Below are 8,023 nucleotides of genomic sequence, written 5' to 3'. Positions count from 1 at the left end.
TGATGGTGTTTTTCAGTTCGAGAATCTCGCCCTTCACGTCCACCGTGATCTTCTTGGACAAGTCGCCGTTCGCCACCGCCGTCGTCACCGCCGCGATGTTACGCACCTGGCCTGTCAAGTTGGAGGCCATGAAGTTCACGTTATCGGTCAAGTCCTTCCAGGTGCCGCCGACGCCCGGCACATACGCCTGTCCGCCCAGCTTGCCCTCGGTACCCACCTCGCGCGCCACCCGCGTCACCTCGGATGCGAAGGAAGACAATTGGTCCACCATCACGTTGATGGTGTTTTTCAGTTCGAGAATCTCGCCCTTCACGTCCACCGTGATCTTCTTGGACAAGTCGCCGTTCGCCACCGCCGTCGTCACCTCGGCGATGTTGCGCACCTGGGACGTCAAGTTACCCGCCATCGAGTTCACCGAGTCGGTCAAGTCCTTCCAGGTGCCGGCCACGCCTTTCACCTGCGCCTGGCCCCCCAGCTTGCCCTCGGTACCCACCTCGCGCGCCACCCGCGTCACCTCGGAGGAGAACGACGACAGCTGTTCCACCATGGTGTTGGCGGTGGTCGCCGCCCGCAGGTACTGGCCTTTCAGCGGCACGCCGTCCACCTCCAGCGCCATGGTCTGCGACAGGTCGCCTTTCGCCACGGCGCCGATCACGCGGGCCATCTCGGTGGTCGGCCGCACCAGGTCGTCGATCAGCGCATTGACGGCGCTGACGATGGTGGCCCAGCCGCCGGACATATTCGGTACCTGGGCGCGCTGCGTCAGCCGGCCTTCGCGGCCCACCACGCGGCTCACGTCCGTCACCACCTGCACCATTTTTTCCTTGGTCTCGATGATGTCGTTCAGCGTGTCGGCGATCTTGCCCGCCATGCCGGTCCAGTCGGACGGCATGCGGGCGGTGAAGTCGCCTTTTTTCAGTGCCATCAGCGTAGCGAGCAGTCTTTTGGCGTCGATCTGCTCGCCCATGTCGGTCATGTCATTCATCGGCTTAGTCCTCGTTATTTAGGAGGGAATGGGGTTCGGTGGTGGGTGATGCCTGCCGGGCGCCGGCGTGTTCGAGCAGATCGGCGGCGGGCAGCGGCGCGAAAAACAGCTCGCCCTGGCAGCTGTCGCAGCCCAGCGCGCGCAGTGCGTCGAGCTGCTCGCGACAGTCTACGCCCAGCGCCACGACCCTCATGGACAGGGCGCGCGCCAGGTGGATGACGGCGGCGACGATGTCGCTGCCGCCTTCGTCGTTGCCGATCGACTGGATGAAGCTGCGGTCTATCTTCAGCACGTCGAGCTGCCAGCGCTTGCAGGCGGCCAGCGAGGAACGCGCGCTGCCGAAATCGTCCAGCGCGGCGAGCACGCCGCCGCTTTGCAATTGCTGCAGCAGCTGGGCCAGCGGCTCGGTCGCGCCCAGCAGCAGTTTTTCGTTCAGCTCCACGCCGATGCTGCCCGGCGCCAGGTGCTGCTTGCGGATCGCCGGCAGCAGCGTTTGCAGCAGGTCGGCGGTGAGCTGCGGCGTCGCCAGGTTGATCCAGATGCACAGCGGCGTGCCGAGGCGCGCGCCGGCGCCGGACGCCGCCACCCGTTGCCACAGGGTGGCCTGGGCGCAGGCTTGCGCGATCACCCAGGCGTCGATGCGGTCCAGCAGTCCGCGTTCCTGCACATGCGGCAGGAACGCGGACGCATCCAGCATGCCTTTGGCCGGATGGTGCCAGTACAGCTGCGCCTCGGCGCCGGTCGTGCGGCCGCTGGCGATATCGACCTGCGGCTGGTAGCGCAGCTCCAGCTGGCCCGAAGCGAGCGCCTTGCGCAGCTCCAGCGTCCATTGCTCGCGTTCGCGCTCGCGCACGTTGAGCTCTTCGTGGAAGAACTGCACCGGCCCGGCGTCGTTCTGCTTGGCGTGGTACATGGCGGTGTCGGCGTTCTTCATCAGCGCCTGGGCGTTGTTGCCGTCCTGCGGATAGATGGCGATGCCGATGCTGGCCGCCGTCTTCAGGCGATGGCTGCCGATGTCGAAGGGCAGGGCGCAGGCCAGTTCGATCTTGCGCGCCACGCGCGCGGCGTTGGCCGCCGCCGCCCGGCCTTCGATCAGCACCACGAATTCATCGCCGCCCAGCCGCGCCACCACGTCGGCCACGCGCACCGCCGCCGTCAGCCGCGCCGACACCTGGCGCAGCAGCTCGTCGCCGGCCTCGTGCCCGTAGTTGTCGTTGATCTGCTTGAACTTGTCGAGATCGAGGAACAGCAGCGCGAAGCCGGCGCCGCTGCGGTCCGAGGTGGCCACCGCGTGCTCCAGCTGCTGGATCAGCGCGCGGCGGTTGACCAGGTTGGTCAGCGCGTCGCGGGTGGAGAGCTCGTGGGCGCGCAACTCGGCCTGTTTGCGGTCCTTGATTTCCTGTTCCAGCTCGCCGTTGATGCGCTCCAGGTCCTGCAGGCGCTGCACGCGCAAGTCCTGGTTCAGGCGGGCCAGCTGCTCGCTTTTTTTGCGCAGCAGGATATTCTTCTTCGTCATCTCGACGAACACCGCCACCTTGGCCTGCAGGATCTGCGGGATCACCGGCGTGAACAGGTAGTCCGCCGCGCCTTTCTGGTAGGCCTTGAGGCGGTTGATCTCGTCCGCGTAGTGCGCGGTGATGAAGATGATGGGCACGCCCGCCGAACGCGGATGGGAGTGGATGGCTTCTGCCGTCTCAAAACCGTCCATGCCGGGCATGCTGACGTCGAGCAGGATGACGGCGAATTCGTGCAGCAGCACCTGGCGCAGCGCTTCCTTGCCGGAACCGGCCGTGATCAGCTCATATATATGCTGGTCGGCCGCTTCCGACAGCAGGCTCTCCAGCGCATACAAGCTGGCTGGATCGTCGTTGACGAGGAGGACTTTTGGGATAGGCACGGCTGGCTGATCAGTTAAGGTATCGGACGGTCGCACTGTGTCTGGAAGGTAAAAGATACTCTGGAATATCCGGGAGTCAAGCAAAATTGCACTCGACTACAAGATGATGAAACCCCTATTTTATCAATCTGACAATCGTTATGTAGAATATTTTTTACGAGCAATAAGATTATCGGAGTTCAACGTTCCGCAGCGCACGATTGCGCGGCTGCTGGCTGACCCAAATCGGCGCGCTCCACAGCATTTTTCCATCGTCCTGGGTCACGCGGGCGTAGTAGAAATGCTCGCCGGCGGCGGGGGTGAGGACGGTGCGGGCCTTGCCGCCGACGGCGGCGACGGCGCCGTTCCGCCCGGGCACGCCGTGGAAGACGGTGACGGCGGCGGCGCGGCGGCCGCCCTGGCTGAGGTAGCTGGCCCGCAGCGTCAGCTTGCCGTGATTGACGAAGCGTTCGCCCATCATGTGGCCGTTGGCGGTGAGGATGAGACGGGAATTTTTATCCATCGTGGCGAATACGCGACGGGCGCGCAGCGCGGCCAGCAGGCTGTCGACGTCCAGCGCCGTGCCACGCTCGACCAGCACGCCGGTGCGGTTGCTGTAGGAGGCGCCCCAGTTGGCGCAATGGTTGTCCTGGGCGCTGCTGAAGGCCAGGTGGTAGCCCGCCTCCAGCAGCTGGTTGCAGGCGGCTTCGTAAGTGCTCAAGCGCGGTTCGGCCTCGTCGGTGCGGACCGAAAAGGCGTTGCTGTTCATGACTTCGCACAGCAGCATGGCCTGGTCGCCGTCCGCATTCCAGGCCAGCGGCTTGCCGCCGATGGCGAACTGATCGCCCTGCGGATGGTTGAACTGGCCGACCCAGCCCCGTTCACGCATCAGCCGGTACAGCGCGGCGTAGTCGTTCCTGGGAGTTTCCGTATCGGCCAGCAGTTCGCCCCGGGCGTTGCGCTCCCAACCCAGCAGTTCGCCGCTGTTGAGGATGTTGAGGTGGCCGCCGTGGCTGATGACGCCCCATTCCTGGCCGTAGATGGCGAGCAAGCCGGGATGGTCGCGGTTCCATTCTGCCGCCGCCTGCAGGCCGCTGCGGTACAAGGCCGTGGCGGCGGCCGGATCGGCCTCGCGGTTGGTGCCGTCCGAGCCGTCGTACATGTGGTTGTGCTCGGATGTCATCAGGAAGTCCAGGCCGTGTTGCCGGGCGTAGGCATAGGCATCGGCCGGCCCCGGCGCCGCGCTCTGCGGCGCCTGCGCGCCGGTGCAATGGGCTAGCGCGCCGCCGCCGTCGCTGTGATTGGTCTGGCTGTGCAGATTGCCCAGGTAGACGGTGTAGGGCCAGGCCTCCGCCGGGTCCGCCGCGCGCAGCGATGCGGCCGGGGCCGCCGGGAGGGCGCCGACCGCCACGCTCCAGTCCTGCTCGACGGCCGGACCGCCGCCGGCGCGGGCGCGCAGCCGCAGCCGGTAGATGCCGTGGCGCAGCGCCGGCGCCGCGCGCCAGCGTATCGCCACGTCACGCTCCGGTGCTTCTTGCGGCTGGGTCCGGCGCCAGGTGCGCAGCACGCGTCCGCCTGGCGCGAGCAAGTCCAGGCGCCAGCGCAGCGTCCCGCCCGGCCGCGCATCGGGTGTGGAAAAGTGCAGCGTCAGCGTGCGCGTGCCGCCGGCGCCGGCGTGGAAGGGCGCCTCCAGCCAGGCCTCGAATTCGTGATGGTCAACAGTCGTCGCATAACCGCTATCCGGCATGCAGATGATGCTGACGGCAAATACCGTTATGATAGATACTGCGCGCATGATGGCCTCCGGCAACGCCGGCAGTTTCCGGTCTCATCATTTAGAGCGCGCCTTGCTGTATATGGTTCCCTTGAATTTCGCGCCGTATCGTTGCGAAATCTCTCCAATTGTTTCACTGGTTCCGGGGCGGCATTAATAGTATGCTGCTGTGATGCAAATTTTTCCGCAAATATATCGACCTAAAGTGATGGCGAATGCTCAAAACGGGTAATGCGACGCAAGCGGTCCGCAGTCCCCGCCTGCTGTTCTGGCTGGCGGGCGGCGCGTTGGCGCTGGCCGTCGGCGCGGCCCTGTATGGCGCCGCCGCCAAGACGGTCGACGACGACGCCAGCCAGCGTTTCGAGAACCTGGCGCGCAGCACGCAATACGGCATTTCGGCCCGCATCAAATCGTATTCCGATCTGACGCGCGGCCTGGTGGCGCTGTTCCAGACCAGCGATGATTTGACACGCCTGCAGTTTCACCAGTACGTGGCCAGCCTGGAGATTCCGCGCCACTTCCCGGCCATCGAGGCGGTGACGTGGGCGCCGCTGGTGACGGACGAGCAGCGCGACGCCTTCGTCGCCCGCGTGCGCGCCGACCGCAGCATGTCGCCGCAGGGGTATCCGAACTTCGACATCAAGCCGCCGGGCCGGCGCCCGCACTACGCGGTGCTGACGTATCTGGAGCCGGCGTCGATGGTGGACGAAAAGATGGGCGTCGACGTGGTCGTCAATCCGGCCATCGACAAGCTGGTGGCGGCCTCGCGCGACAGCGGCCAGGTCAGCGCGTCCGGCCAGCCCATCGTGATCCAGCGGCCGACGCCGCACATCGGCCTGGGCATCCGCCTGCCGGTCTACCGGCGCGGCATGCCGGTGGCCGACGTGGCGGGGCGCCGCGCCGCCTATCTGGGATCGGTGGGCATAGGCTTCAGCGTGCCCAAGCTGGTGCAGGGCGCCATCGACGAGATGACGGTGCGCCAGGTGCACCTGATGCTGTACGCCGACGGCAGCAAGGACGTCGAACAGCGCCGCCTGGTGATCGAGCATAACGACCGCCTGCTGTTCAACGATAACGGCACGATGAAGGCCGAGGCCATCCCGGCGTCCCGGCGCGCCGAGTATTTCGAGTCGGTGCTGCCTATCGATTTCAACGGCAGCCTGTGGAAGGCGCAGTTCCAGGTCCGCAAGTCCGAACTGCTGACCGGCTTCGACCTGTATTTCCCATGGATCGCGGGCTTGACCGGCTTTGCCGGCACCATGCTGTTGTACGGTTACTTCTTCGTGCTGTACTCCTCGCGCCGGCGCGCTCTCAAGCAGGGCGTGCTGCTCGACACGGTGCTCAACAACGTCGACGCCCACGTCTACATGAAGGACCAGAGGCGCCGCTACATCTACGTCAACGCCAAGATGGCCGACTCGATGGGATTGCCGGTGGAGGATATCGTCGGCAAGCTCGATCGCGAGCTGATGCCGACCGCCGTCGCCGACGCCGCGTGGGCGCAGGAGCGGCCGGTATTCGCCGACAACGTCAAGCGCTCCGGCGAGACCCGGTATGTGGGCCGCGACGGCGTGGTGCAGCACCTGTGGACCGTCAAGGTGCCGGTGGAGATAGACCGCGCCGTCACGGCCGTCATCGGCCTGTCGACCGACGTCACCGAGCTGCATCAGCTGAAGGAAGAAGCCGACGCCGCCAACCAGGCCAAGAGCGACTTCCTGTCGAACATGAGCCACGAGATCCGCACGCCGATGAACAGTATCATCGGCATGGCCCACCTGGCGCTGAAATCGGTCACGCATCCGAAGCAGCGCGATTATCTGCAGAAGATCTACCACTCGGGCCAGCACCTGCTGGGCATCATCAACGACATCCTGGATTTCTCCAAGATCGAAGCGGGCAAGATGGACCTGGAGGTATTGGACTTCTCGCTCGATGCGCTGCTGTCGAATATGTCCAGCCAATTGGGCGAGAGTGCGGCGGCCAAGGGGCTGGAGCTGGTGTATGAAATCTGGCCGGGCCTGTCGCAGCAACTGCGCGGCGATCCGCTGCGGCTGGAGCAGGTGCTGCTCAACTTCACCAGCAACGCCATCAAGTTCTCGGAGAACGGCAAGGTGTATGTGCGCGCGCGGCCGCTGGAGGAGCGCGACGGCCGTATCCTGGTGCGCTTCGAGGTGGAGGACCATGGCATCGGCATGTCGGCGGACCAGCTGGAGCAGCTTTTCCAGTCCTTCCACCAGGCCGATACCTCGACCACGCGCCGCTACGGCGGCACGGGCCTGGGGCTGGTCATCAGCAAGCAGCTGGCGGAGCTGATGGGCGGCGGCGTCGGCGTCGACAGCCAGCCCGGCACCGGCAGCATCTTCTGGTTCACGGCGCGGCTGGACAAGGGCGTCAGCATGCTGCAGCCCAGCGACGATTCGGTGCAGCCGGATGTGCTGGACAGCATACGCGGCGCCTCCATCCTGCTGGTCGAGGACAATATCTTCAGCCAGCAGGTGGGCCAGGAGCTGCTGGAGGACGCCGGCGCCACCGTCTGCGTGGCCAACAACGGCAAGGAGGCGATCGACCTGCTGCTGAAGGAGCGCTTCGATTGCGTGCTGATGGACGTGCAAATGCCGGTGATGGACGGCTACGAAACCACGCGCCTGATCCGCGCCCATCCGAAGCTGTCGGCCACGCTGATCATCGCGATGACGGCCAACGCCGGGCGCGACGACCAGGAGCGCTGCCTGAGCGCGGGCATGGACGAATTTGTCACCAAGCCGATCGCGCCCAAGCTGCTGTTCAACATGCTGTCCAAGTGGATGAGCCAGAGGGCGCGCGCCGCCGGCCTGGCGCGGCCGCTGGCGCCGCCGCCGCCGTCGTACTTCACCATGGCCGATGGCGCCGCCGTCACCGCGCCGCTGCAGCCGCAGATGCAGGCGATGGCGTCGGGCCTGCCGCCGCTGGCCGCGCGCATCGAACCGGCACCGCCCGCAACGCCTGCGGCGCCGGCGGAGCAGGAAGAAGCGGAGCTGCTCGACGTCGCCGCGCTGGCCCAGACCTTTGGCGGCAAGGCCGACAAGATGCGCAAGTACGCGCTGCTGTTCCTGGAGTCGGCCCGCGAAGGACTGCGGGAGGTCGACGCCGCGCTGGCGCGGGAGGATCTGGTCCAGCTGTCCGAACTGGGCCACCGCATCAAGTCCTCGGCGCGCGCGGTGGGTGCGATGCGCTTCGGGAACCTGTGCCTGGCGCTGGAAAAGGTGCGCCATGACGCCGATTGCGTCAACGCGCGCCAGCTGGTCGAGCGGATGCACGCCATGCTGGCGGTGCTGAACGAGCGTATGGAGCAGGAACTGCTGGCCTACGATCCCGGCTAGAGCGATAATACGGGCTTCCATCCCACGAA

The 8,023-nt window shown here is 66.0% G+C and carries 4 protein-coding genes; 1 reads left to right on the top strand and 3 read right to left on the bottom strand.

Going from position 1 to position 8,023, the window contains the following annotated elements; genetic code table 11:
- From DUGA2_RS30935 to DUGA2_RS30925, 3 genes are all read right to left on the bottom strand, one after another.
- A partial coding sequence (locus DUGA2_RS30935) for a HAMP domain-containing protein (protein WP_168167840.1) occupies window positions 1-985 on the bottom strand: 985 nt, incomplete at its 3' end.
- 4 nt (window positions 986-989) lie between these two features.
- A complete protein-coding gene (locus DUGA2_RS30930) occupies window positions 990-2,882 on the bottom strand; it encodes a bifunctional diguanylate cyclase/phosphodiesterase (RefSeq protein WP_070273144.1) in 1,893 nt (630 codons plus the stop codon).
- A gap of 169 nt (window positions 2,883-3,051) precedes the next feature.
- Window positions 3,052-4,656, bottom strand: coding sequence for a CehA/McbA family metallohydrolase (locus DUGA2_RS30925; protein ID WP_070273148.1), 1,605 nt, complete (start codon window positions 4,654-4,656; stop codon window positions 3,052-3,054).
- Window positions 4,657-4,850: 194 nt separating this feature from the next.
- On the opposite strand from DUGA2_RS30925, the gene DUGA2_RS30920 reads away from it, so the two are divergent.
- Window positions 4,851-7,994: a CHASE domain-containing protein gene (locus DUGA2_RS30920; RefSeq protein WP_070273143.1), complete on the top strand. Its 3,144-nt coding sequence runs from the start codon at window positions 4,851-4,853 to the stop codon at window positions 7,992-7,994.
- The last annotated feature ends 29 nt before the right edge of the window (window positions 7,995-8,023 follow it).

Origin of the sequence: Duganella sp. HH101 (assembly GCF_001758795.1) — a bacterium.
Classification (GTDB): domain Bacteria; phylum Pseudomonadota; class Gammaproteobacteria; order Burkholderiales; family Burkholderiaceae_D; genus Rugamonas; species Rugamonas rivuli.
This window is presented reverse-complemented; position numbering and strand designations above follow the sequence as displayed.

Excerpts from the sequence above, each read along its gene's own strand:
- DUGA2_RS30925 (WP_070273148.1), bottom strand. The coding sequence starts at position 4,656 with ATGCGCGCAGTATCTATCATAACGGTATTTGCCGTCAGCATCATCTGC.
- DUGA2_RS30920 (WP_070273143.1), top strand. The coding sequence starts at position 4,851 with ATGCTCAAAACGGGTAATGCGACGCAAGCGGTCCGCAGTCCCCGCCTG.